The organism is Halioglobus sp. Uisw_031, assembly GCF_047729875.1.
GTDB lineage: Bacteria > Pseudomonadota > Gammaproteobacteria > Pseudomonadales > Halieaceae > Marimicrobium.
In genome coordinates, this window is record NZ_CP159826.1 from 3,139,748 (window position 1) to 3,161,744 (window position 21,997).

The 21,997-nt window shown below is 53.4% G+C and carries 20 protein-coding genes; 4 read left to right on the top strand and 16 right to left on the bottom strand.

The genetic code is table 11. The features are described from left to right. Nucleotides 1–57 precede the first annotated feature (57 nt). Entirely contained in the window at nt 58–1,455 is a 1,398-nt protein-coding gene (locus tag ABXT62_RS14190; RefSeq protein WP_415355938.1) for a hypothetical protein, read from the bottom strand. 563 nt (nt 1,456–2,018) lie between these two features. Here ABXT62_RS14190 and ABXT62_RS14195 point away from each other — a divergent pair. After that, a complete protein-coding gene (locus ABXT62_RS14195; protein WP_415355939.1) occupies nt 2,019–2,414 on the top strand; it encodes a helix-turn-helix domain-containing protein in 396 nt (131 codons plus the stop codon). Nucleotides 2,415–2,513: 99 nt separating this feature from the next. Here the strand turns inward: ABXT62_RS14195 and galE are convergent, their stop codons facing one another. After that, complete coding sequence (galE, locus tag ABXT62_RS14200) at nt 2,514–3,530, bottom strand: UDP-glucose 4-epimerase GalE (RefSeq protein WP_415355940.1); 1,017 nt, start codon at nt 3,528–3,530, stop codon at nt 2,514–2,516. A 168-nt stretch (nt 3,531–3,698) separates the two neighbouring features. Here galE and ABXT62_RS14205 point away from each other — a divergent pair, with 168 nt between their 5' ends. Continuing rightward, nucleotides 3,699–4,715: an NAD-dependent epimerase gene (locus tag ABXT62_RS14205; RefSeq protein ID WP_415355941.1), complete on the top strand. Its 1,017-nt coding sequence runs from the start codon at nt 3,699–3,701 to the stop codon at nt 4,713–4,715. Further along, a complete protein-coding gene (locus ABXT62_RS14210; protein ID WP_415355942.1) occupies nt 4,712–6,016 on the top strand; it encodes a UDP-glucose dehydrogenase family protein in 1,305 nt (434 codons plus the stop codon). The genes ABXT62_RS14205 and ABXT62_RS14210 overlap by 4 nt, the downstream gene beginning before the upstream one ends. Nucleotides 6,017–6,137: 121 nt before the next feature. Here the strand turns inward: ABXT62_RS14210 and ABXT62_RS14215 are convergent, their stop codons facing one another. From ABXT62_RS14215 to ABXT62_RS14275, 13 genes are all read right to left on the bottom strand, one after another. Further along, complete coding sequence (locus tag ABXT62_RS14215; RefSeq protein ID WP_415355943.1) at nt 6,138–7,079, bottom strand: UDP-glucuronic acid decarboxylase family protein; 942 nt, start codon at nt 7,077–7,079, stop codon at nt 6,138–6,140. Between the two features lie 261 nt (nt 7,080–7,340). Further along, a complete protein-coding gene (locus tag ABXT62_RS14220; RefSeq protein WP_415355944.1) occupies nt 7,341–8,636 on the bottom strand; it encodes an adenylosuccinate synthase in 1,296 nt (431 codons plus the stop codon). 54 nt (nt 8,637–8,690) lie between these two features. After that, nucleotides 8,691–9,872, bottom strand: a complete 1,182-nt coding sequence (locus tag ABXT62_RS14225) for an ATP phosphoribosyltransferase regulatory subunit (protein WP_415355945.1) — start codon at nt 9,870–9,872, stop codon at nt 8,691–8,693. A 15-nt stretch (nt 9,873–9,887) separates the two neighbouring features. After that, nucleotides 9,888–10,079: a DUF2065 domain-containing protein gene (locus ABXT62_RS14230; RefSeq protein WP_415355946.1), complete on the bottom strand. Its 192-nt coding sequence runs from the start codon at nt 10,077–10,079 to the stop codon at nt 9,888–9,890. A gap of 21 nt (nt 10,080–10,100) precedes the next feature. After that, a complete protein-coding gene (hflC, locus tag ABXT62_RS14235; RefSeq protein ID WP_415355947.1) occupies nt 10,101–10,976 on the bottom strand; it encodes a protease modulator HflC in 876 nt (291 codons plus the stop codon). Between the two features lie 2 nt (nt 10,977–10,978). Further along, entirely contained in the window at nt 10,979–12,157 is a 1,179-nt protein-coding gene (gene hflK, locus ABXT62_RS14240; RefSeq protein WP_415355948.1) for an FtsH protease activity modulator HflK, read from the bottom strand. Between the two features lie 81 nt (nt 12,158–12,238). Continuing rightward, the gene (gene hflX, locus ABXT62_RS14245; RefSeq protein WP_415355949.1) at nt 12,239–13,510 is read right to left on the bottom strand and encodes a ribosome rescue GTPase HflX; all 1,272 of its coding nucleotides are present in this window, start codon (nt 13,508–13,510) and stop codon (nt 12,239–12,241) included. A 65-nt stretch (nt 13,511–13,575) separates the two neighbouring features. Further along, entirely contained in the window at nt 13,576–13,827 is a 252-nt protein-coding gene (hfq, locus tag ABXT62_RS14250) for an RNA chaperone Hfq (protein WP_415355950.1), read from the bottom strand. 149 nt (nt 13,828–13,976) lie between these two features. Next, nucleotides 13,977–14,948 (bottom strand): tRNA (adenosine(37)-N6)-dimethylallyltransferase MiaA, encoded by a 972-nt coding sequence (miaA, locus tag ABXT62_RS14255; protein WP_415358219.1) that lies wholly within the window; start codon nt 14,946–14,948, stop codon nt 13,977–13,979. Nucleotides 14,949–14,988: 40 nt separating this feature from the next. Continuing rightward, nucleotides 14,989–16,830 (bottom strand): DNA mismatch repair endonuclease MutL, encoded by a 1,842-nt coding sequence (gene mutL / locus ABXT62_RS14260; RefSeq protein WP_415355951.1) that lies wholly within the window; start codon nt 16,828–16,830, stop codon nt 14,989–14,991. 12 nt (nt 16,831–16,842) lie between these two features. After that, nucleotides 16,843–18,150, bottom strand: a complete 1,308-nt coding sequence (locus ABXT62_RS14265) for an N-acetylmuramoyl-L-alanine amidase (protein ID WP_415355952.1) — start codon at nt 18,148–18,150, stop codon at nt 16,843–16,845. A gap of 60 nt (nt 18,151–18,210) precedes the next feature. Next, nucleotides 18,211–18,690: a tRNA (adenosine(37)-N6)-threonylcarbamoyltransferase complex ATPase subunit type 1 TsaE gene (gene tsaE / locus ABXT62_RS14270; RefSeq protein ID WP_415355953.1), complete on the bottom strand. Its 480-nt coding sequence runs from the start codon at nt 18,688–18,690 to the stop codon at nt 18,211–18,213. After that, nucleotides 18,687–20,168 carry an NAD(P)H-hydrate dehydratase gene (locus ABXT62_RS14275; protein ID WP_415355954.1) on the bottom strand — a complete coding sequence of 494 codons (1,482 nt, stop codon included), beginning with the start codon at nt 20,166–20,168 and terminating at the stop codon, nt 18,687–18,689. Before ABXT62_RS14275 ends, tsaE begins: the two co-directional genes overlap by 4 nt. Before the next feature lie 120 nt (nt 20,169–20,288). Here ABXT62_RS14275 and queG point away from each other — a divergent pair, with 120 nt between their 5' ends. After that, a complete protein-coding gene (gene queG / locus ABXT62_RS14280) occupies nt 20,289–21,389 on the top strand; it encodes a tRNA epoxyqueuosine(34) reductase QueG (RefSeq protein ID WP_415355955.1) in 1,101 nt (366 codons plus the stop codon). Here the strand turns inward: queG and orn are convergent. Next, nucleotides 21,376–21,921, bottom strand: a complete 546-nt coding sequence (orn, locus tag ABXT62_RS14285) for an oligoribonuclease (protein ID WP_415358220.1) — start codon at nt 21,919–21,921, stop codon at nt 21,376–21,378. The genes queG and orn overlap by 14 nt on opposite strands. Nucleotides 21,922–21,997 lie beyond the last annotated feature (76 nt).

Sequence of the window (21,997 nt, forward strand, 5' to 3'; positions counted from 1 at the left end):
TTGTGGAGCTGCTTTGGTATACAGCCTGTGATCGCCGCACACAACGGTGGGTAGCTGTCATTCCCCGCGCAACGAAGAACGTCGACACTCAGGTAATGGCCTGCAAGGCGGCTTATAGATGCCCTCTAAGATAGCCTTATTGACAATTCCATCCGACTCTCCGGCTGGCCTCAAAATTACCGGAAAGCGGCCATTGTTAAATTGGACGTGTCGCCCGCCCATGTATTGGTGAACCCACCCTCCAAAGTGAAGGTTGATCGATCCCCAATATGTCACTGCTAGCAGCAGAACTAAAAGAACTGCGGGCGTCCTGACCAGTTTAAACCGGACCTGTAATAGTAAAGCCAAGGAGCATACTAGCAGCGTTGATATGAAGCTATACCTCGACATCAGGACGTAGTCAGGCAACATGAACCATGACCTACCGATGGTAACCGCTGCAGCAAACGCCACCAGAAACCAGCAGTAGAGCGCGAGTCGCATATCATTATGTTTATAAAACTTCAGGGTGACGAATACCAACATAGCCAATATGACAAGGCCGACAGCTCCCGCCCCCAGCGCACTAAAATAGACAGGCGCACTGCCCAGAAGAACCAGAAAAAAAGCGGCATACCGCATTAGAACTTGCTGAATACTCGGGTCAACAAAGGCGCCCGCTAGGAGGGGACTGGCGGTTATCGGCGGACCCTCACTCAGTATATTAACGGTGGTGTCGGAGATGACCTCGTGGGATCCCTCATTGAAGCCCACATGCCACAATAGCAACATCACCGTAGCGACCAACAGCCACATTGCAGCATACAATAGTGGTCGGCGCTCACAGACCAGGCACTGATGAAGCAGACTAACAAGACCCAGAAACCACACGATTTGACCCGAGGCCAGTGTCAGTGAGGAGAGCGTACAAAATACAGCCGCAAGTAAAAATTTTGGTCCGCTCACCTTGTGTAAAGTGAATATGCAGGCGAAGGCATAAAGACAAACATAATAGTAAGCAAAGGCTCCCTGACTAAAAAGGATAATCTCGAAAGCTCGAAAATTTAACAACAGCAGCGCGGAGACCAATAGGTAGACCCAGCGGTACTTTTCTTTTCGGACAGTCAAATAAAATAATAGCAGGATCAACAGCAACCCTAGATCAGCAACGAGAGTCAGTGTGTGAAAATTCAGCTCGCCTTCAGTCAGGTAAACGCCTAAAACGAGCAACCGCGAAGCGCTGGTACGGTGATCGTTGTACCGATTAAACAGCGCCTTGAAGCGGTCGCCTGTGCTATCAGCATTTTCGACCACACTGACAAACTGCACGAAATCGTAAATATCATCCTGATGTGGAACATTGATGGCATAGCTATTCACAAACCAAAGGTGGTGAGCGATCACCGCACAAAGTGCAGCAAGCGGCAACCAGCGTACAAAAAAATCAGATGCTGGCAGTAACTTAGAAGAAGTCATCAGGCATTTTTCCAGGCCAGTCGCTTCGACAATCGCTTAGTGCGCCTGATATAGGTGTCGGAGGTTTTTTCAGACGCTGTCGAACAGAGCCTGAATACGGAGATTGCTTTCATATCTTAGTGGCACTCGCATTCCAGTCGACAATGTAGTGGTGGTGTTTTCCAAATACCGCCTTCGAACTATAGCGCATAGATAACCTATATAATCGAATTTTACCTCTTCAATCAACGCTTTATAGTTAATCGGCGGCAGTTCATCTGTCTATTTGTATCGTCAAGCGTACCTTAAAGTATTTTTACACGATGATATAGAAGCCGTTGAGACGAGGTGTGGTGAGCCGCTGTAGCGATCGCTTCAGTCTCGAGGCTGCACGCTAACGGGACTTCGCAGCAGGCCTGTTGTTAAAAACAATTCACCAAATTCAGTCAAGCTGCGCCTAAAACGTTTGCATCTGTGATTTTGTACTAGATTTATAGTAACCGTTGGCCCTGTGTAAGAGATACGCTTCACAGAGATACGGCATTAAAGATTCTCCTAAAAACCAAAACACGGAAGTTATGGCTATGGAACACTCCTTTTTGTCTCACCCACGCGGGGATGACACCCTCCCTCCTCCAGAAAAACTCGGTTACCTCGCGCTTTCGCGCACCACGGACAGAGTGCTACAAATTTTACTCGGTGGGGATCTGGCCCGATTAAGGGCAGATTCTGTAGCGGAATCACTGGGGATGAGCAGCACTACTCTTCGGCGGCGTCTACGGGCCGATCATACGTGCTACCAGTTCCTGCTGGATCGAGCCCGGCAGTATCGCTGCGAGCAGGTTTTGCGCATTATGTGGCGGCCCGGTAAGTGCCTAGCGGAGGAACTGGGCTATCTAGAGGTTAACAGCTTCTACCGTGCCTTCCGCCGCTGGACCGGGTTGAGCTACAGCGAGTACAAGGTACGATATACACTGTAGGTCTGATGCGGAGGTTATACTCGCTGGGTCCAAGCGCGGGGCTTGCCGCTGGAAGGCACGGCAGTGGGAACAGCCTCGCTCTGGGTATTCTGTCCTAGATCAGACGTACCCCCGAGGGTTTTCCTCCTGCCAGTGCCAGGCGTCTTCACACATTTTCGCCAGACCACGCGAAGCCTTCCACTTTAAGAGTGCCTGTGCTAATCCGGGGTCGGCCCAACACGTGGCGATATCACCCGGTCGCCGGTCCACAATTTCATAAGGTATAGCCCGCCCGCTAGCGCATTCAAAGGCGCTCACCATCTCCAGCACCGACACCCCATTGCCGGTTCCCAGGTTGATAGTATGCAGACCAGGTCTGTCGCAAATATAATCCAGCGCTGACACATGCCCTTCCACCAGGTCCATCACATGAATATAGTCCCGAACACCGGTGCCGTCCGGGGTCGCATAGTCCCCTCCAAAAATCCGTAATTTATCACGCTGTCCTACGGCCACCTGCGCGACAAAAGGCATCAAATTGTTAGGGAACCCCTGAGGGTCCTCGCCAATAAGGCCGCTTGGATGTGCACCTACCGGGTTAAAATAACGCAGCCGGCCAATACTCCACTTCGGGTTTGCGTCCTGCCAGTCCGCCAGAATATGCTCTACCATAAGCTTGGTGCGGCCATAGGGATTGGTCGGCGCAAGCGGAAAGTTCTCTCGAATAGGGACCGAAGCAGGGTCACCATACACCGTCGCCGAGGAGGAAAAGACCATATTCCTAACCCCTGCCTGTTGCATCGCCGCCAGTAGAATGAGCGAGCCCGCTACATTGTTATCGTAATACTCCAGCGGCTGATCGACCGACTCACCCACCGCCTTCAGACCGGCGAAGTGTAATACGGCAACAACCGTATGGGCCTGGAAAATCCGGTCCAGGCAATCACGGTCTCGAACATCCCCGTGTATGAAGGTCGGTTTCGTGGCACAGATCTTCTGCAACCGCTCTAGTGCTAGCGCACTACCATTGCACAGATTATCCAGTACCACTACTTCATAACCCGCCTCTATCAGCGCGACACAAGCGTGGCTGCCAATATACCCTGCGCCACCTGTCACCAATACAGTACGAGTCATGGAGTTAATCCTGAAGGTTGATTTGAGTTAAGCAGCAAAAGTATAACCGATTGGCGGCGGAGGGAAACCCACAAGCACTCCACCCACACAAATCTCGATTGATTACATGAAATAACGCACAAAACCCTCTATTATGTTCCGACAAAAGATCAACGGCAGGACATTCCAATGCACATACTTGTGACCGGCTCGGCCGGATTTATCGGCTATCACCTCAGTGAGAAATTACTGGCGCGCGGTGACACCGTCACGGGCTTGGACAATCTCAATGATTATTACGAGGTTAGCCTAAAGGAAGCCCGATTGGATCGACTGAAGACTCAGCCCGCCTTCACTTTCATCCGCGCTGACCTTCAGGACAGGCCAGCCCTGGAGGCATTGTTTACCGAAAATAATTTTGATGCCGTTATCAATCTTGCTGCACAAGCGGGAGTGCGCTATTCGCTGGAAAATCCCCACGCCTATATCGACAGTAACGTTGTAGGGTTTACCAATATTCTGGAATGCTGCCGTCACCACAAGATAGGGCACCTCGTGTACGCAAGCAGTAGCTCTGTCTATGGCATGAACGCTTCGATGCCGTTCTCTGTACATGACAATGTTGATCATCCGATTTCACTTTATGCAGCAACCAAAAAAGCTAACGAGTTGATGGCCCACACATATTCACACCTTTACAATCTTCCCACCACGGGCCTGCGGTTTTTCACCGTTTACGGCCCCTGGGGGCGACCCGATATGGCGCTGTTCCTATTTACCAAGGCCATACTCACGGGGGAGCCAATCCAGGTATTTAACAACGGCAAGATGCAGCGAGATTTCACCTATATCGACGACATCGTCGAAGGCATCATTCGGGTCACTGACAAGCCGGCCACCCCCAATCCAGACTGGGATGCGGCATCACCCGATCCTGGCACCAGCAGCGCTCCCTACCGACTCTACAATATTGGTAACAACAATCCGGTATCGCTGATGGATTTCATTGGCGCCATCGAAAAGGCCCTTGGCAAAACGGCAGAGAAGGAGTTTCTGCCTATGCAGCCTGGCGACGTGGCAGCGACCTACGCGGACATTGATGCGCTGATCGACTCCATCGACTACCACCCTCAAACACCGGTGCAGGATGGCATCAATAATTTCATCGCCTGGTACCTAGAACACATGCACAAGGAAACACCATGAATGTAGTAATGATTGGTGCGGGCTACGTCGGATTAGTCTCCGGCGCCTGTTTTGCTGAGTTCGGCGCGAATGTCACTTGCCTTGATATAGATGAAGGAAAGGTCAAGGCGTTGAGGAATGGCGTAATACCCATCTATGAACCCGGCCTGGATGATCTCGTACTGCGCAACGTAAAGTCGGGGCGACTGCAGTTCTCTACCCAGTTTCACGACTGGATTGGCAATGCCGACCTCGTATTTATCGCCGTAGGCACACCCTCGCGAAGAGGAGACGGGCACGCCGACTTGAAATATGTTTACGCGGCCGCCATAGAAATCGCCACGCACCTGCAGGGATATACCGTCATTGTAGATAAGTCCACGGTGCCGGTCGGTACCGCCCGAGAAGTCAAGAATGTCATTCAACAGGCCAACCCAAATGCAGACTTCGACGTCGCGTCCAACCCCGAGTTTTTACGGGAAGGTTCGGCCATTAACGACTTCATGCGCCCCGACCGGGTGGTGCTGGGGGTAGAGAATGAACGTGCAGCGAACCTCTTGCGCGAGCTGTACCGTCCCCTCAATCTGATCGAGGCTCCCATCCTTGTCACCGACCTAGAAAGCGCGGAGATCACTAAATACGCAGCTAACGCCTTTCTTGCCACAAAAATAAGCTTTATTAATGAAGTTGCAGAATTGTGTGAAAAGACCGGTGCTGACGTACATGCTGTGGCAAAGGGTATGGGCCTGGACGGGCGCATTGGTAAAAAGTTTTTACACGCTGGCCCCGGCTATGGCGGATCCTGCTTTCCCAAAGACACTCTGGCGATGATCCGAATGTCACAAGAAGCGGGCGCTTCCAGCCGTATCGTGGAGGCGGTGGTTGCAGTAAATGCCGCGCAGAAATTGCGCATGGTGACAAAAATTGAGAAGGCTTTGGGCGGCAGCGTCAAGAATAAAACCATCGCTGTTCTGGGACTTACCTTTAAACCCGAAACCGACGATATGCGCGATGCCCCCTCGCTCACTATCCTGCCTGCGCTGCTAGAGCAAGGCGCGCGCATCGTCGCCCATGACCCCGAGGGAATGGACGAGGCCCGCAATGAGCTTCCCGATACCATGGAGTATGGGGAGACCATCGAGGAAGTCGTGGAAGGCGCCGACGCAATTGTTCTGATGACGGAGTGGAATGAATACCGAGGATTAGACCTGAAAAAGTTAAAGAGCTTGATGGCCGGTGATGTTTTCGTCGACCTTAGAAATGTTTATGAAGGGCAACAGATGGAAGCATGCGGATTCAAATATAGCTGCGTAGGACGCTAAGCGACTTACCATACGCTAACGTCACACAGTCGACTGGGCAGTGCTTAAAAAAGCAGTAATGCCACGATCAAGCCCTATGTAGCCGGACGCAATACTCCGCCCAGAGGCATCAAAGCGGACACTAGAGCATTTTCTCAAAGTATTGAATGGCTTTACACAAACCTTCTTCGAGCTGAATTTTTGGCTCCCAATTCAATTTGGATTTTGCCTCACCGATATTGGGTTGGCGCTGCAGGGGATCGTCACTGGGCAGTGGGTGCAAAACCAGACTGGAACTCGATTGAGTCAGTTCAATCACTTTCTCGGCAAGCTCTTTAATTGTAAATTCACAGGGGTTACCCAAGTTTATCGGTCCGGTGACTTCATCCCCGGTATCCATCAGCATCACAATACCCTCGATGAGATCATCAACGTAGCAAAAAGAACGCGTTTGGGATCCATCGCCAAATAGCGTAATAGGCTCATTGCGCAGTGCCTGCATAATGAAATTTGACACCACCCTGCCATCACTGGGATGCATGTTAGGGCCATAGGTATTAAAAATGCGGGCCACTTTTATCCGCAACTGATGCTGCCTGTGATAATCAAAGAAGAGTGTTTCAGCGCAACGCTTACCTTCGTCATAGCAAGAGCGCTGGCCTATGGGATTCACATGCCCCCAATAACCTTCAGGCTGAGGGTGCACTTGTGGGTCACCATACACTTCACTGGTAGACGCTTGGAATATTTTAGCCCCCGTACGCTTGGCTAAACCCAGCATATTGATCGCACCGTGCACGCTGGTTTTTGTCGTTTGTACCGGGTCGTGCTGGTAGTGTATTGGCGAAGCGGGGCACGCGAGATTGTAAATTTCGTCCACCTCAACATACAGCGGGAATGTAACGTCATGCCGCATCAATTCAAAATTATTTTTATCCAACAGTTCAGCAATATTGTCCTTACTGCCGGTAAAGAAATTATCCACACAAATGACGTCATGCCCTTGAGCGACCAATCGCCCGCATAAATGCGAACCCAAAAAACCGGCGCCACCTGTAACGAGTATTCGCTTTCTAGAATGCATGATATTTTTATTACTTTGATTAAATCCCATTACCGATAGTAGTGAAATTGCTGTAAGCGGGGAAGCTTTCTTGTATCAATTTACCGGTGCTTTTGACTTTTCAGTACTAACTCCCGCCCCTAGACGTCGACACTGCGATCAGAAAATTGGCCCTCAATTACCAACAGGGCATTTAAAAAGAGGCGCTGGTTACTGCCTGTGGCCTGGAACTGTGCAATGCAGATGCATAGCGATACACTTTTTACAGTTGTGGGTAACGCCTCACACCTCAAAGGGGTGCCGCAGGACAATGGTCTCCACTCGATCAGGGCCCGTGGAGATAATATCAATAGGGGCTCCCACGACCTGCTCGATTTTGCGGATATAACTGCGCGCAGCCTCGGGGAGCTCGTCCAAAGTTTTCGCTCCTAGGGTTGACTCGCTCCATCCAGGGACCTCTTCGTAAACGGGCACAAGACCCTCGTAATCATCTGAATCCATTGGATTTGACACTGGATTGCCGTCCTTGTTGATATAGCCCACACAGATACTGATCGTCTCAAGTCCGTCCAGTACATCCAGTTTAGTGAGACACAAGCCACTGATAGAGTTAATGTTGACGGCAGTGCGCAAGGCCACCGCATCAAACCAGCCGCAACGGCGCGGACGGCCGGTAGTCGCACCAAACTCGTGACCCCTTTTGGCGAGGTACTCGCCAGTAGCATCAAATAATTCAGTGGGAAATGGGCCTGACCCCACCCGTGTCGTATAGGCTTTGGTTATACCCAGCACGTAGTCGAGGTAAAGCGGACCAAAACCGGAGCCCGTTGCAGTTCCACCTGCGGTGGTGTTGGAACTCGTCACAAAGGGGTAAGTGCCATGGTCGATATCAAGCAGGGAACCCTGAGCGCCTTCGAACATTATATTGGTTCCAGCCTTACGGTATGCATGGAGGAGAGACGTCACATCATCCATCATTGGCAGTAACTCCCTACCCATCTCCAGCGATTCGGTCAGCACCTTTTCTACATTTAGCGGTTCGACCTGATAATATTTCTCTAGGAAAAAGTTATGGTATTCCATCACGTCCCGCAACTTTCGCGTGAAGCGCTGTTCATCCTGCAGGTCTCCCAGGCGCAGTCCTCGTCGGCCGGCCTTATCTTCATAGGCAGGCCCAATACCTCGGCCGGTGGTGCCAATTTTTTCGTTGCCACGCTTGGACTCGCGAGCCTGATCGAGAGCGACATGGTAGGGCAGGATTAGCGGACAGGCGGGTGATATTTTCAGGCGATCACGCACTGGCACACCCTTGGCCTCCAACTCGCCGATTTCCTTGAGAGCGGCCTCAGGCGACAAGACCACGCCATTGCCGATCAGACATGCCACATTTTCCCGCAGAATACCTGAAGGAATGAGATGCAATATCGTTTTCTCACCCTCAATGACCAGCGTATGTCCGGCGTTATGCCCGCCCTGGAAGCGCACCACTGCACCGGCCTGATCGGTCAGCAAATCGACGATCTTGCCCTTGCCTTCATCACCCCACTGGGTGCCCAGGACTACTACATTTTTACTCATTGACTAGGCTCTTGTATTGAATTTGGTTGCGGTTTACGTACGCAGGGCACAGCCCTACTCGCTGTCTTTTAAGCTTAGGGGCTTTACCTGCCAATGGCCATCGCATTCAACAAGATGGCGGTCACATTGCGGATCCGGCGAACCTGACAGACAGTTGATAACCACCTCTCCTTCAGCTCGCAATTCTCGTACCCGTAAATTCAGCGCTGGATCATCTGCATTCGGCAGACTAATAGCGTGCTGACTAGCAGAAGTCGTTGGCAGCATTGCCATTAAGGACTTCAGGTCGGTGGCAAAACCGGTTGCCGGTCTGGCTCTGCCAAATACAGCACCCACATCGTTATACCGACCGCCATTCGCAAGAGCCTGGCCACAACCAACAACATAAGCGGCAAACACCAAACCGGTATGGTAGTGGTAGCCACGCAATTCAGACAAATCAAAGTATATATCCAGCTCGGGCGACTGCTGACGAAGTTTGCAGGCGACCTCCTGCAAGGCATTGATGCCCATCAGGGCGCCTGGAACTGCGTCAGCAAACAGAGACCGCGCGGCTTCCAGCACGGTCTCGTCTCCGTGTAAATCCACTAGAGCGATAATGAGTGAAGCGATATCGGGCTCTACACCGACAAGGGCAAGGTTTAAATCAGGCACTGACTTGCGCTGCAGTGCGTCAAATACAGTTGCCTCTTGCTCACAACTGAGGCCGGCAGTTGCCAGCACAGCCTCGTAGATGCCCACATGCCCAAGATCCAGAGTGATGTCGAAAAGGCCAGCAGTTTCCAGCGTCGCCAACATAAGGCGCACAATTTCGACATCAGCCCCAAGGCTATCGTCACCGTAGAGCTCAGCGCCCAATTGGATTGGCGACCGCGAGGCCATCAGAGACTTGGGACGCGTGTGTAAAGTAGACCCGGCGTAGCACAAACGGGTAACGCCATTCTCTGCCAAGCTGTGGGCGTCAATTCGCGCGACCTGAGTCGTTATGTCCGCACGAATCCCCAGAGTGCGACCACTAAATTGGTCTGTAAGCTTGAAGGTAAGCAGGTCGAGATCCTCACCCAAACCCACCAGCAGGGATTCGGTGAACTCCATGAGAGGTGGGATTACCAAGCGGTATCCCCAGCTGCGATACAAGTCCAGCAGAGCACGGCGCAGGTTTTCAACAGCCTCAGCCTGGCCCGGAAGAACCTCTTCCATCCCATCAGGAAGCTGCCAGTGATCGACCCTTGTCATTTTATTTAACAAACCCTAATGCATCAAATACAATATAACGACACCGAACAGCATGCTGCCTAGGCCAACATTGCGGATCATCCGGTCATCCATCTGCTCCACCATTACAAGCATGGTGCGCCAGCGATTTGGGCTGATGAACGGCAGCATCCCTTCGATAATAAATACCAAAGCAATCGCTACCGGAAGTACCTGCCAAAAGTCCACATACGCTCCTGGCTAAATCAGCTACTTCCCGCCTTTAGGGTCTTTCAGATACCGAAAAAACTCGCTATCGGGCTGCAGTAACATAATGTCGCCGTTGCCCCGAAAAGCATCCTGATAAGCTCTGAGGCTGCGCGTAAAGGAGTAAAACTCGGGATCTTGGGTAAATGCCTCCGCGTAAGTCGCTGTGGCAGTGGCATCACCCTCACCACGAATCAGCTCCGAATCGCGGTAAGCGTTGGCCTCCAGCACCGTGACCTCCCGATCAGCCGCCGCACGAATACCCTCTCCCAGCTCCTGTCCTTGAGAGCGGTGTTCGCGCGCCTCTTTCTCTCGCTCAGCGTTCATGCGCCTATAGACAGACTCGGACACATCCGGCGGAAGATCAATCTGCTTCACACGCACATCAACAACTTCGACACCCAGCTCTTGTTGAGCAACAATCGTCATTTCCTCTGTCAGCGTTTGCATTAACTCATCACGCTCACCAGAGACCACTTCCTGAATCGTACGGATGGCAACCTGGTTGCGTAAGCCGTTATTAATCCGCTGTGCCAACAGCGCCATTGCCCTCGATTCTTCACCGTTGGTGGCCGTGTAAAACTTCTCCGTGTCAGACACCTTAAACTTCGCATAGGAGTCCACGATCAACGCTTTCTTTTCCTGCGTAAAAAAGCGCTCAGGTGTTGAATCTACGGTCAAAACTCGACCATCGAATTTTCGCACGTTGTTTACAAAAGGAACTTTTACATGCAGGCCCGGCTCAATATTAGGATTAACCACCTCGCCAAACCGCAACAGGACACCGCGCTCTGTTTCTTTGATCACATACAACGACTTGCTGACAATTAGCAACAGAGACAGCGCAATAAAAATAAATACCACATTACGTCCAGACATGTTTATCGCCCTCCCCTGCGGCCATCGGTCACCGCGGCATCATTGCGCAGCTGCTCGGTGACTGCGTTAGTCAATTCTCGAATGTTGGAGCTGTTCACATCGAACCCACCCCCGGAGTTGGTGCGCTGGCTACGCTCGGCCAGTTTGTCCAATGGCAGGTACATCATGTTGCTGCCGCCATCGACATCGACCATCACCTTGCTGGTTTCAGAGTACACCTTCTGCACCGCATCGAGATACAGACGTTCGCGAGTCACCGCGGGTGACTTCTGATACTCCGTCAGCAGCTTAGTAAAACGCTCGGCTTCACCCTCTGCATTGGCGATAACTTGTTGTTTATAGGCATTGGCTTCCTCGATCTGACGCTGAGCACCGCCGCGAGCCTCAGGGACCACGCCATTGGCGTAGGCCTGCGCTTCGTTTTGTACACGCTCCTCATCTTCACGGGCCTTGATCACGTCATCAAACGCGGCTTGGACCTGGGTGGGCGGCTTAGATTCGTCAACCGTCACCTTACTGACTAGTATGCCTGTGTGATACAGATTGATGTACTCCTGAAGCCGTCGCTGCACATCAACTGCGATCTGCGCACGCCCTTCCGTGAGCACCATGTTCATACTAATCCCACCCACTACATGGCGCAGCGCACTCTGAGCGGCATGCTGTAGCGAACGTTCAGGGTCCCGTACCTTGAGTACAAAATCAACGGGATTGTCGATGACGTATTGCACTGACAGCTGCACTTCAACGATATTTTCATCTTGGGTAAGCATGATTTCGCGCAAGCTGATGGAGCGAACCTTGGTGACATTCAACAAGGTTACATCATCGATAATGGGCGGATTCCACTGCAATCCGGGCTGCACGGTATCGTAATACTTGCCAAAACGCAGTACGACACCGCGTTGCTGTTGGTCGACCTGATAGACTCCCATGACCGCCCACACCAACAACGCTAAGACCACCAACACCACCACCACCGCGCCGGAGAAGGCAGGGCTACTCGCCCCGCTGGATGAGCCACCCCCACTGCCACTGCCACCGCCGCCGAACAGGCCTTGCAGCTTGGCTTGCAGATTTTTTAGTACTTCATCCAGATCAGGCGGCCCTTGATTGCTGTTGTTGCCACCCCAGGGATCCTTGGGTTTATTGCTACCACCCGTCGGTTCATTCCAGGCCATAACTCACTCCTAATTTAAACAATGAAAATAGTTTACCAAATTTTTTGCTCAGGGTACGCAGTAGCGGCACTTTGCCGACAACTAAAATAGGGGCTCGGGCCCTTTCTTCATTATCCGATTCCAGTCCGCACGTGGCAGATGCACGCGCAGACAAGCCACACCGGCATCGTCGTAGTCTTCGCGCTCCACCGCACCCATACTGTAAAATGCAGCACGCAGGCCGCCCTGGCCCGGGTCAAGATACAACTCTTCAGATACCATATCCTGGCCAACCAGCTCAGCGATAGCCTGCAGGAGCAGCTCAATACCTGCGCCCGTTGCCGCACTCAGCCAGACGCGCTCAGGCCGCCCTTCGGCGTTGCGCTCCAAGCGTGGCGCCTGTTCCAGTAAATCCAGTTTGTTGAAAACCTGCAGCTGGGGAATTCCCTCTGCGCCAATCTCGGTCAGCACATCCTGTACCTCGGCGATATTACTATCCCGTTCATCGCTGGCGCCATCGACCACATGCAGCAGCAAATCAGCATTCAGTGTTTCTTCAAGTGTTGCCTTGAACGCCTCCACCAGCTTATGGGGTAAATGCGCGATAAAGCCCACTGTGTCTGCCAGCACAACAGGGCCTACATTTTCAAGCTCCAGACGCCGTAGCGTAGGGTCTAACGTCGCAAACAATTGGTCGGCCACGTACACCGTGGATTCAGTCATATAATTAAACAGCGTGGACTTCCCCGCATTGGTATACCCCACGAGCGAAACCGTGGGTATCTCCGCCCTCTTCCGAGAGCGACGACCCTGATCGCGCTGTTTGCGCACTTTTTCCAGCCTAGCAGTGATCGATTTAATGCGCGCACGCAACAGACGACGGTCTGTCTCTAGCTGGGTTTCACCCGGACCACGCAGACCGATGCCGCCCTTTTGACGCTCTAGGTGCGTCCAACCCCGCACTAAGCGAGTCGCGATATGTTGCAATAGCGCCAGCTCGACCTGCAGCTTGCCTTCATGGGTTCGCGCTCGCTGGGCAAAAATATCCAGTATCAAGCCCGTGCGATCCAATACCCGGCACTCCAGTTCCTGCTCCAAATTCCGCTCTTGGCTTGGGCTGAGCGCATGATTGAACATCACAACCTCAGCACACTGCTCGTCCACTTGCACTTTGATTTCCGCAAGCTTTCCGCTTCCCACAAAGGTGCGGGCATGAGGCACATCACGGGCACCCATTATGTAGGCCACCGGGTCACCGCCTGCAGACAGGACAAGCTCCTCAAACTCGCGAGGGTCTTCGCGCTGCGACTCACTGCCAAGCTTCAGGTGGACAAGGACAGCGCTCTCTCCGGAATCGGGACGATCAAAGAACAAGGCTACCTCGTCAAGCCAGAATCAGCCGGCGACGGAGACCCTTTAGACATCTGACGAAAAAGCATTTAACTGGCTTCTTCGCCTTCTTCCTCGGGGTGCTGCAGCGGTATGCGGACCACACGGGATGGAACAACAGTGGAAATCGCATGCTTGTAGACCATCTGGCTGACGGTGTTTTTAAGCAGCACGACAAACTGATCAAAAGACTCAATCTGCCCCTGTAGCTTGATGCCATTAACCAGATAAATTGAAACGGGAACACGTTCCTTACGTAAAACATTCAAATAAGGGTCTTGTAGCGAATGCCCTTTCGACATAACTTACTCCTAATAAGGCCCAAATAGAGCCGAAATGTTATAAAAAAAACAACCTCTTACCACCATCAAAAACCTAGGCTTACCGGCTTTAGGGGCAGATAACGGGTCTTGGATTCAACCGCTCACAGTATAATGCTTTTTTACCACAGTTATAGTGGGGTCTGAACAAGATAGTTCAAGGCCAAATCCAACGGTTTCTTTCCTGGCGATAATTGCAAATTTTCAGACAGGCTACTTTGAGCGAATTTACCAGCATGATCGGTGTAAATCCAACCAAGATCGGGCCACTTTCGCAACCAAGTCAGTTGTCGCTTAGCCAGTTGGCGGGTCGCAGCTAACGCATTGTTAACGGCCTCGTCAAGCGTACACCCCCCGTCTAGGTACTGCCAAAGCTGCCGGTAACCCACCGCACGCGCGGCCGGAAGCTCATCGTTCAAATCTTGGCGCTGCCAGAGGCTGCGAACCTCATCCAGCAAACCCGCCGCCATCATCAGCTCAAATCGCAGCGCTATCCGCTGATGCAGCGTGTCTCGCTCAGCCGGACAAATCGCCAATTGCACCACGCGGTAGCGGTCAAAAGCGCCCGCATTAGCTTTGGCAAGCCCTGCGCCCACGCCACTTTTATTATGCCACTGCGTCATAGTAATTCCGCTGGCGCGATAAACTTCTAGTGCCCTGCTGAGGCGCTGGGAATGGTTAGGGTGGATTCGTGCCGCAGAGAGCGGATCTACTGCTGCCAGTTCTTTATGGACAGCGACCCACCCGTGCAATGCGGCTTGGGCGGCTATCTCCGCGCGAATAGAGGGTTCCGCACCCGGCATCTCATCCAACCCCTCCAGAAAAGCCTTAAAATAGAGCATGGTACCGCCCACCAGCAGAGGCGTCTTACCCCTAGCGATGATATCGACCGCTAATCGGTCGGCATCCACCACAAAGTCCGCTGCAGAGTAGGGCTGGGCTGGATCACGAATATCCACCAAGTGATGAGGGTAATCGGGTTTCGCGCTACCAATATCCAGGCCGCGGTAGACCAGAGCAGAATCGACGCTAACCAATTCACAGTCCAACCGCTGAGCCAATTCAATGGCTAGATCGGTCTTACCGGAAGCCGTAGGGCCCATAAGACAGATCAATAGGGGGTTTTTCGATGTCACCTTTACCTCAGCGACCGCGTAAAAACAGTTTATCCAATTCGTCTAGACCCATTTGAATCCAGGTGGGTCGACCATGGTTGCATTGGCCGGATCGCTCGGTTTCTTCCATGTCCCGTAGCAGGGCGTTCATCTCTGGAAGGGTAAGACGACGGTTTGCGCGCACCGAACCATGGCAGGCCATGGTGGAAAGAATCTCATCCATATGTGCCTCAATACGCTCTGAGCTACCAAATTCAATCAGGTCTGCCAGCACATCGCGCAACAACTGTTCCACATTGGAGTCCCTCAGGACCACCGGAATTTGCCGAATCATCAGGACCTCCTCTCCCCCTGCCTCAACCGACAAGCCCAAACGCTGGAACAATTCGCTATGGTGTTGTGCCACCTGCACTTCGCGCTGACTGACAGCGACAGATTGTGGGACTAACAGGGGCTGACTGCGGATGCCCTCTTCGTCGCGGGCCGACTTGAGACGCTCATACGTGATGCGCTCATGCGCAGCGTGCATGTCGACTAACACCATGCCGTGTGCATTTTCGGCCAGAATATAGACACCCTTTAATTGCGCCAGAGCGTAGCCCAGCGGCGGGGCCTCCTCATCCGAATCCACTGCAGGTAGGCCATGCAAGCGCCTATAGCCACTCATTTGTTCTCCCACCTGACCCGCGGCAGGCGGATAGCGCCCGAAAGAGCCACCTGCGCTTCCCTGACGACTCGCACTAGGCGCTCCCCAGGCCAGTGCGCTCTGATTGCTTATCTCTCCAGTGGCCGTATTAATCGCCATGCCATCACCAGTGGCGAGCATGTGTTCAGGAAGTGGGTCTCGGCCTTGGTCCTGTGCCGGACGCACGTCCGCTAGGGCTCGATGCAAGCTGGAGAAGATGAAGTTGTGGACTGCACGGCTATCTCTAAAGCGCACCTCGTGTTTAGTCGGGTGGACATTGACATCGACCTGCGCCGCATCCAGCTCGAGGTAAAGCACAAAGGCGGGGTGGCGTCCGTGATACAACACATCGCGATAAGCCTGCTTTACAGCATGGGCGATCAGCCGGTCACGAATGACCCGTCCGTTAACAAAAAAGTACTGTAGATCGGCCTGACTGCGCGAAAAAGTCGGCAGCCCAACCCAGCCCGATAGACGATAGGGCGGGGCCTCCGACTCGATAGAAATGGCCTGCTCCATAAAGGCGGGACCGCAGATCGCGGCAACGCGACGCTGGCGCTCAGACGGAAGCGTGGCCGCCTTCAAGTTGTGCACTACCTTGCCATTGTGGCGCAGCGAAAATGTCACATCGAAGCGTGACAAGGCCAGCCGCTTCACGACTTCCTCTAAATGATTGAACTCGGTCTTCTCTTTGCGCAGAAATTTGCGTCGGGCGGGTGTATTGAAAAACAGGTCACGCACCTCCACTGTGGTGCCCTGAGGATGAGGAGCGGGCTTAAGCTGCACCTCCATATCGCGCCCTTCACAAGCAGCACTGATGCCCTCGCTGCCCTGCTCGTGGGCATTACTGGTGAGCGTCAGGCGCGATACTGAACCGATACTGGCCAGTGCCTCTCCCCGAAAGCCAAGGCTGCTCACCTGCTCAAGATCTTCCAGCGAGGTAATTTTACTGGTGGCATGGCGGGCCAGGGCCAGAGACATATCCTCTGAGGGGATGCCGCTGCCGTCATCGCGAATACGAATTAACTTGGAGCCGCCCGATTCAACATCGATATCGATCCGGGTCGCACCCGCATCCAGACTATTTTCCAGCACTTCCTTCGCGACAGACGCAGGACGCTCGACAACCTCACCAGCGGCGATCTGATTAGCCAGCCTAGAACTAAGCAAAAAAATTCGGGACATGAGACAGTATTATCAGCTCTTGGGAATGTTCAACTTCTGTCCTACCAATATCTTTGAGCTATCCATTCTGTTGTAGCTCTTGAGATCGGCAAGGGAAATACTGAAGCGATCGGCAATACCAGACAGTGTATCACCTCGAGCAATAATATATTGCTGGCCGCGCTGTTGCTTTTGCCACGCCAGCAATGTGCCCGAGGGTGGATGGGCAAAGAACCACCCCTTGATACCGCGATGGATGGCGCTGGCCATTTTCTTCTGATACCGGCTGGTCGCAAGCAGACTTGATTCCTTAGGATTTGAGATAAAGCCGGTCTCCACCAGAATGGAGGGAACATCCGGAGATTTCAATACGGCAAATCCCGCTTGTTCAACTTGTTTTTTATGCAGATGGGCGATGTCATCCACATTACGTAGCACCTGATTCCCCAGCTGCAAACTGGTATCCAGCGTTGACGTCATGGACAAGTCCGCTAACACCCCCGCCAGCATATCATCCTTATCTGATAGGCTGACGCCTCCCACCAGGTCTGCGGCATTCTCGCGCTGCGCGAGGTGAAGCGCCGCCGTGCTGGTTGCGCCGCCATTAGACAGGGCATACACCGAGGCTCCGTGCGCTTGCTTACGCTTGAAGGCATCGGCATGAATGGATACAAACAGATCCGCCTGATGTTTGCGGGCTAAATCCCTGCGACCCTTAAGACTGACGTAGTAATCGCCGGAGCGAATCATTATCGGCTGAAAACCCACATCGGCTTTAAATAGGGCTTTCAGTTCTTTGGCGATCGCCAGTACCACGTCTTTTTCCCGCAACCGATTTGGACCCGTGGCGCCAGGATCCTCTCCCCCATGCCCCGCATCAATGGCAATGATTATGTTGCGCTTGGCAGACTCCTGAACGCTCTTTTTAACGGCAGGGACCGACTGCAGAGCTTGGTAGTCGTACAAATCCAGAACCAGCCTGTATCCCGCTTGCTCGTTCGCTTGCAGCGCAAAACTCCGAGGATCGACCTGGGCACTGACCTCCATAACAATGCGCAGATCATCACCCTCACGCACACCAGAGCGCACCAATGACACCGGCGTGTTCGCCAACTTCAGGTCAGCCAAATTAGTGCGCAGATTGGTGTCTTGTATATCCAGAACGATGCGACGGGGGTTGGACAGCACGAGAAGCGAATGTTCCGCAGGTCCGGTGAGATCAAACACGATCCGTGTGTGGTCAGGCGCACGCCACAGGCGCGCATCGTGCACGTCCACGGCCCACACTGAGGATGACCCCAGAAAACACAGGACCACCAAGATCCAACCCGCCCTGCCCATACCGCTCTCGCTCACTAATTCCGCTGAAGGTTTCTTACCCTTATGTCTTGAGGCTTTTGTCTAGGCTGCGGGTTCTGTCAGCATTCGCGCTAGCACTCGCCTGCCCCGCTCAGTCGCGGCCTCAAACATCAAACGACGCCCCGGACCGTGTTGAGCTATGTTAATCACTAAGTCTCCCAAGGGCAAAGCACCCAGGCCCCGCTTAGGCCATTCCACCAAACAAACCGACATATCACCAAAATAATCGCGAATTCCCATGAACTCCAACTCTTCGGGGTCCTCCAAACGATACAGATCGAAATGAAACACCTCCAGCCCCCCCAGCTGATAGGGCTCCACTAGCGTATAGGTGGGGCTTTTTACCGCGCCGCTATGACCCAGCGACCGGATAAAACCGCGACTGAAGGTGGTTTTGCCCATGCCCAAATTACCCTCCAAAAATACTACCAGACCCGGCTCGCACACCGCTGCCACCCTTGCGCCCAGAGCCACCATTGCCTCCTCATCAGGTGCGGTTACCGTAAATAGCGCGTCTGTCATCCTAACATTGACCGCATCTTGGGAATTAAATCGGTGGCAGCCAATCCACGTTGACCCTCTTGGGCAGCGATATCCGCAGCCGCCCCATGTAAACACACGCCCAGAGCTGCCGCTTCCAGAGGCGGCAGATGCTGTGCCAGTAGAGCCCCAATCACACCACTGAGCACATCCCCCATACCACCGCTGGCCATACCGGGGTTGCCATAGTCACTGAGCAGAATATGTCCGCCGCCAGTGATCAGACTGCCATTACCTTTGAGAATAACGACACCGCCGTAACGCTGCTGTAGAGCACTGACGGAGGCAAACCGGTCTGCCTGTACCTGTCCAGTGCTACAACCGAGCAGACGGGCAGCTTCACCCGGGTGTGGCGTCAACACCCAATTGCTGACAGCAGCCATTTTACCCAGCGTTCCCGCGGCCAATACATTGAGCGCGTCCGCATCTAGCACCAAAGGCTTGCCGCAGGCCAGCGACAGCCGCAGCAGCTCTATTGACCAAGGGGACTGACCCAGGCCGGGGCCCACCACCAACACATCGGCAGCCTCCACCATAGCAGCAAATTCGTCGCCCGAAGCGACACCTCTGGGCATGACCTCCGGCGTTCGGGCTACCAGCGCAGACACATGTTCCGCACGCGTCGCAACTTGCACTAGGCCGGCCCCACAGCGCAGTGCAGACTCGGCGGCCATAGCCGCAGCGCCGGCGAAGCCATAGTCACCCCCAACCACCAGCACGTTACCGAAAACCCCTTTGTGAGCGCTGGCGGACCTCGGCGGCAAGTGTTCCAGCAGCGGTTCCAGTGCGAGCCGAGCACAATGGGCAGGAACCGCAGCATAGACCTCAGGGAAAACCGCCAGATCAGAGAATTGCACAGCGCCGCTATACTCCGGTCCCTGCAGCGTAAATAAACCACGCTTCAACCCGACAAAGGTCACCGTCAGATCAGCCACCACCGCAGACCCCAACACGGCTCCTGTATCGGCGCAAAGCCCCGAGGGTATATCCACCGCCACCACTGGCGCGCCGCTGGCGTTAATCGCTGCAATCGCGTCAATAAAAACGCCGCGCACCTCGCCTCCCAGGCCTGTACCCAGCATGGCATCGACGACAACCCCCTCGGGCATCAATAAATCACGATCAAAAGGCACTATTTCCACGCCGTTGACCTGCGCCTGTTGCATCGCCAATGCCGCATCCCCAACCATTTTTTTGAGGTCACCCAACTGGAATACCGTGACATTGATACCGCGTTTATGCGCCAGATCAGCCATCAAAAAACCATCACCGCCATTGCTACCCGTGCCGCAGATCACCTGTAACCGCTCCGGCTCTGGCCAGACTTCAAGCAAATACCTGAGCGCCGCATCAGCGGCCCGCGCCATCAAGGTGATGCCTGGAATGTTATGCTCGCAGATGGCGCACTGATCCAGTGCGCGGGTCTGTGCTGCGGTGTATAGATTTTCAGTGCCTAACATCTTTACCACTCAACTTTACGGTCGTATTGACAGTACATTTTTCTTCGTGCCGCCCGCCGCCTGAACAAAAAAGCAAAAAGAAGCACATACGAAATCCAGTTCTGTCAGAATTATACCCAGATGCCAATCAATGGTCGCAGCAAATTGACGCAACAACTTACATCACAGGAACTGGAGGCGCTGTCGCAAAAAATTCGGCAATGGGCCACCGAACTCGGATTTCAGCAACTGGGTGTGACTGGCGTTGACCTCGGCGAACATGAGGCCTACCTGCAAAAGTGGCTAGATGCAGGCTATCACGGGAGCATGGATTACATGGCCCGCCACGGCAGCAAGCGCTCCCGGCCACAGGAACTGGTACCGGGAACACTGCGCGTTCTTGCGCTGCGCATGGACTACCTGGAAAGAGACACACAGGCACTTGAGGTATTAGCATCGCCGCGAAAGGCCTATATCTCGCGCTACGCATTAGGGCGTGATTACCACAAATTGATTCGCAAACGTCTGTCACAGCTTGCGCGTCGCATTGAAAAAGAGGTCGGAGGTGGTGATTATCGTGCCTTTGTCGACAGCGCTCCGGTGCTGGAGCGCGCTATTGCCGAGCAGGCAGGATTGGGCTGGATCGCAAAAAATGCCATGTTGATCAACGCCGAAGCGGGCTCATGGTTTTTTTTAGGAGAAATCTACACCAATCTGCCATTGCCCGTGGATACACCGCAGGTCAGCAAACACTGCGGCACCTGTACAGTGTGTCTGGACATTTGCCCAACCGACGCTTTTACCGGACCGTTTCAACTGGATGCTCGTAAATGTATTTCCTATCTGACCATTGAGCATCGAGGTAGCATCGATATTGCCTTGCGACCCCTCATGGGTAACCGCATCTTTGGCTGCGACGACTGTCAACTGTGTTGCCCTTGGAATAAATTCGCGCAGGCGACAGACGAGCGCGACTTCCAACCCCGGCATGGATTGGCGGATGCGGATCTGGTAGAACTGCTGTTGTGGGATGAGGCGACGTTTTTGGCGAAAACTGAAGGGTCTGCAATCCGCCGGATCGGCCACGAACGCTGGCTACGCAACCTAGCTGTCGCACTGGGGAATGCACCAAAGTCAGATGCGGTGATCGATGCCCTGCTATCCCGACGCAACGATTCATCGCCTCTGGTGCAGGAACATGTCGCCTGGGCGCTGCAGCAACACGGGGTTATTCCAGCCTAAGAAAATGCTCTCTGTAGTAACGCAGCTCATTGATGGATTCGCGAATATCATCCAGCGCCTGGTGCGTGCCGGTCTTGATGAAACCCGATTCTAACTCCGGCCGCCAGCGTTGCATCAATATTTTAAGGGTACTGACATCCAGGTTACGGTAGTGGAAATAGGCTTCAAGCTGCGGCAATAGACGCGCCATAAAACGCCGATCCTGACAGATGGTATTACCGCACATGGGAGAAGACCCACGAGGAACCCACTGCTCGAGAAAAGCGATGGTTTCGTGCTCGGTTCTCTTTGCGTCATATTGGCTGGCCTTCACCCTATCCACCAGACCTGAGCGGTTGTGATGTGTGGTATTCCATTCGTCCATGCCATCGAGTATGGCATCACTCTGATGGACAGCGATCACCGGCCCTTCGGCTAATGTATTGAGTTCGGAATCAGTAACGATGGTGGCGATCTCAATCACCACATCCTGATCCGGTTTTAGACCGGTCATTTCCAAGTCTACCCAGATGAGGTTGCTGGCGCTGTGCATGGTCTGTTTGTCCGAAAACATTAATAGGGTCCGTAGTGTAACAAATTGTCTCGACAGACCAAGCCTGTGACCCAAT

Bases quoted from the DNA above. Each gene is read 5' to 3' on its own strand.
- ABXT62_RS14205 (WP_415355941.1), top strand. From the start codon at position 3,699: ATGCACATACTTGTGACCGGCTCGGCCGGATTTATCGGCTATCACCTC.
- hfq (WP_415355950.1), bottom strand. From the start codon at position 13,827: ATGTCGAAAGGGCATTCGCTACAAGACCCTTATTTGAATGTTTTACGT.
- ABXT62_RS14210 (WP_415355942.1), top strand. From the start codon at position 4,712: ATGAATGTAGTAATGATTGGTGCGGGCTACGTCGGATTAGTCTCCGGC.
- ABXT62_RS14265 (WP_415355952.1), bottom strand. From the start codon at position 18,150: ATGGGCAGGGCGGGTTGGATCTTGGTGGTCCTGTGTTTTCTGGGGTCA.
- miaA (WP_415358219.1), bottom strand. From the start codon at position 14,948: ATGGGCCCTACGGCTTCCGGTAAGACCGATCTAGCCATTGAATTGGCT.
- ABXT62_RS14190 (WP_415355938.1), bottom strand. From the start codon at position 1,455: ATGACTTCTTCTAAGTTACTGCCAGCATCTGATTTTTTTGTACGCTGG.
- tsaE (WP_415355953.1), bottom strand. From the start codon at position 18,690: ATGACAGACGCGCTATTTACGGTAACCGCACCTGATGAGGAGGCAATG.
- ABXT62_RS14215 (WP_415355943.1), bottom strand. From the start codon at position 7,079: ATGCATTCTAGAAAGCGAATACTCGTTACAGGTGGCGCCGGTTTTTTG.
- ABXT62_RS14225 (WP_415355945.1), bottom strand. From the start codon at position 9,872: ATGACAAGGGTCGATCACTGGCAGCTTCCTGATGGGATGGAAGAGGTT.
- hflC (WP_415355947.1), bottom strand. From the start codon at position 10,976: ATGTCTGGACGTAATGTGGTATTTATTTTTATTGCGCTGTCTCTGTTG.
- ABXT62_RS14195 (WP_415355939.1), top strand. From the start codon at position 2,019: ATGGAACACTCCTTTTTGTCTCACCCACGCGGGGATGACACCCTCCCT.
- ABXT62_RS14220 (WP_415355944.1), bottom strand. From the start codon at position 8,636: ATGAGTAAAAATGTAGTAGTCCTGGGCACCCAGTGGGGTGATGAAGGC.
- orn (WP_415358220.1), bottom strand. From the start codon at position 21,921: ATGCACAGCGCCAGCAACCTCATCTGGGTAGACTTGGAAATGACCGGT.
- ABXT62_RS14275 (WP_415355954.1), bottom strand. From the start codon at position 20,168: ATGTTAGGCACTGAAAATCTATACACCGCAGCACAGACCCGCGCACTG.
- queG (WP_415355955.1), top strand. From the start codon at position 20,289: ATGCCAATCAATGGTCGCAGCAAATTGACGCAACAACTTACATCACAG.
- hflK (WP_415355948.1), bottom strand. From the start codon at position 12,157: ATGGCCTGGAATGAACCGACGGGTGGTAGCAATAAACCCAAGGATCCC.
- galE (WP_415355940.1), bottom strand. From the start codon at position 3,530: ATGACTCGTACTGTATTGGTGACAGGTGGCGCAGGGTATATTGGCAGC.
- mutL (WP_415355951.1), bottom strand. From the start codon at position 16,830: ATGTCCCGAATTTTTTTGCTTAGTTCTAGGCTGGCTAATCAGATCGCC.